The organism is Pseudomonadota bacterium, assembly GCA_022361155.1.
Classification (GTDB): Bacteria; Myxococcota_A; Polyangia; order Polyangiales; family JAKSBK01; genus JAKSBK01.
The window spans coordinates 1-2,560 of sequence record JAKSBK010000428.1 but is presented as its reverse complement, the minus strand read 5'-3'; the positions used below and the strand labels follow the sequence as shown (position 1 = coordinate 2,560).

The following is a 2,560-nucleotide window of genomic DNA, read 5'->3' as shown; positions in this document are numbered from 1 at the left end:
CTCGAGCGTCTCCCCCGCCCTGTTGTCAGGCGCGAAGGCTCATGGCACGCTCGCAGAACCTCGTCGGCGTCACCGGAACCCAATCCTCGCGTGGTCAACGCCGGTCAGTGCGGCTTGCTGCGGCTTGCTGCGGCTTGCGGCTTGCGGCTTGCGGCTTGCGGCTTGGAGCCGGGCGTTGACACGTGCGCAGCGCCAGCGGATCACGGCCGGAAACTTACGCCCCGGCGATGTGACCGCGCTGCGGAAGTTCATCTGCCTCACGCAAGAGCAGTTCGCCGAGGCGCTTGGCATCAGTGTCCACACCCTTCGCAACTGGGAACAAGACCGCGTCACACCTGACGGTCCGGGGCTTGCGCTCCTCCGGACCGCAGCACGCCACCCTCGCACGATTCGCGAGAGCTGAATGTCTGCGAGTGAAACCGCCATCAGACCACAACATGGATATGCGCGACGAGTACGACTTCACCCGGGGTGCACGAGGGAAGTACGCCAAGCGCTTCGCCCAAGGCTCCAACGTCGTGGTGCTTGATTGATCCAGATGTCGCGAAGCGCTTCAAAACGAGCGAGGCGGTAAACGAGGCGCTCCGACGGATCGCAAAAAGCGACGGAGGAGCCGGCGCGGGCACGTAGTCCGGAGCCCGTCAGTGCGCGCTGGATGCAGTATGAAGGCCCGCCCGGTGCCTACTCCAGAGAGCTCACACGCGAGGAATTCGAACGGGCACTGACACGTACGCAGCGAGAACTCCGCTGCGTCAGAAGGTACGCGTAACTGCAGCACCAGCGCCCCGATGAGAAAGAAAGAGCTTGAAGTCCACCTTCTCCTCCTGAGGAAGGTGCCGGTTCATGAAGTGCGCATTGTATAGATTGATCGCCCGCAGAAGCTTTGTATTGGCATGGCCTATCATGAAAGCTCCCGCTAGCACCGCGGCCATGCCCCCAAACACCGATCCATACGCAACGCCTTGAATCGTACCGGACTGCGCTGAAGATGAAATCACTATGCCAGACACCTCAGCCACGAATCCGATAGTGAGCGTCGCCCACCCAGCTTTCCTCCAAGCGGCCGAGCTCTCAGCCTGCTGCAAAGCCTCCGGCGCTTCCCGAAAAAGAGTACCTACATTCCCGCCGAAGAACCCCAACTCGAGCTCCCTGCCGTTCTGATGCAGGGTCACTCCGTTCCAGCCACCAAAACCACTTATGTACATCAACTTGTGCTTGAGCTCGACGACGGGGTTCGGCGCAGCGGCTTGTGGCCGCGCATGAACGGGCTGCGCAGGGACAGGCTGCGCAGGGACAGGCTGTGCGTGGACCTGCGTCGACAATGCAGTACTCACCACAACAGCCAAGAGGACCAAAACGAACTTCGACATACAAGACCTCTCTGGCCAAGGCTGCGGAGTCTCTACTCGGCAGCGCATGACGTGCGCTACCCCGACCCGGAGCATACCCCGACTCCGTGCCCTCACGGGTTCCGAGGCAGCTCCTCGCCCGCGGCCGCAGGCGATCCCTGCCTCGCGTACCGCTCGACGCAGCCAAGTTACCCGATCGTGAAAGCTTGCTGGAGGCACAATCTCGAGCACCGAACCGACCCAGGGATGTTCAATCCTGAACCCGGTGTGGCCAGGGCCACGCAATCACAGAGGTAAGCGGAGAGCGGGGGTGCGGAGTGCAGCGCATGTGCAGTAGATTCCTAGCGTTTCTGCCGCCACCGCGGGCGTGCGTGACACACGGCGGGAGGGGCATAGTGCTGTTATCGTGGACGCGAGACGGACAGCGCTGCCTGCGCGAAACCAGTCCGCACCGGGACCCCGCATCCCCTGCAGGGTTCTCACCAGTTGAATATGAGTGACTACCCGTCCGTCCCTCTTGGCGTCGCTCTGTGGCCCTTCAAGTTGGCAGAGCCAGGAAGGTAGGGCAGTGAGAACAGCAACGATGTTCCTATGCGCCCTTGCAGCAGCGTCGGCTGTGACGAACGCCAGTGCAGCTCAGTGCACCCTAACGGGTGGTACCCCTCCGATCAGCATCTTTAGCACCACCGGAAGTCCTTCGCTGGATCGCGCTTTCAATCACGAGGCAGAGCGCCTCTCTCGCACGTTCGGCGTCACTCCGCGCCTGGGGGTCCTCGACGACCGCATGGCCAGCAACGCTGTTGCCTTCTGCGGAATGGGACCCTTCGGAACGGTGGCGTTCGGGCTTCGTCTCCTGCACGAGGAGCTGTGGCGCATGGACCGTGGCCCTGCAGCCATTGCCGGAGTCCTCGCGCACGCCGACCCCACCTGAGTTGGCGTCCGCCGGCGTGCGCCGGCACTTTCGCCACCACCGGTAGCGTAAGTATGCGAAATGAGCTGCGGTGGTGTCCGGCATGCTTGGTGCGTCGTGCGAAGCATGACGCAACCACGCTACATCGTCCCTGGAATGACCGTGATGGTCACGCGCCGCACGCTGCGCCGCACCCACCTGTTTCGTCCAGACACCGAGCTGACCGAGCTCTACCGGTATTGCCTGGCCGTTAGCGCGCAGCGGCACGGGATACGTTTGCACGCGGCGATCCTGATGTCAT

The 2,560-nt window shown here is 62.8% G+C and carries 3 protein-coding genes and 1 pseudogene; 3 read left to right on the top strand and 1 reads right to left on the bottom strand.

Annotated elements, in window-relative coordinates:
• Together MJD61_16495 and MJD61_16490 are read left to right on the top strand one after the other, a co-directional pair.
• On the top strand, positions 1 to 403 hold a 403-nt coding region (locus MJD61_16495), incomplete at its 5' end, for a hypothetical protein (protein MCG8556861.1).
• A gap of 34 nt (positions 404 to 437) precedes the next feature.
• Positions 438 to 630, top strand: a pseudogene (locus MJD61_16490) (hypothetical protein).
• A gap of 122 nt (positions 631 to 752) precedes the next feature.
• On the opposite strand, the gene MJD61_16485 reads toward MJD61_16490, so the two are convergent.
• A complete protein-coding gene (locus MJD61_16485) occupies positions 753 to 998 on the bottom strand; it encodes a hypothetical protein (protein ID MCG8556860.1) in 246 nt (81 codons plus the stop codon).
• 919 nt (positions 999 to 1,917) lie between these two features.
• Here MJD61_16485 and MJD61_16480 point away from each other — a divergent pair.
• On the top strand, positions 1,918 to 2,280 hold the full coding sequence (locus MJD61_16480; GenBank protein MCG8556859.1) for a hypothetical protein: 363 nt from the start codon (positions 1,918 to 1,920) through the stop codon (positions 2,278 to 2,280).
• Positions 2,281 to 2,560: the final 280 nt, after the last annotated feature.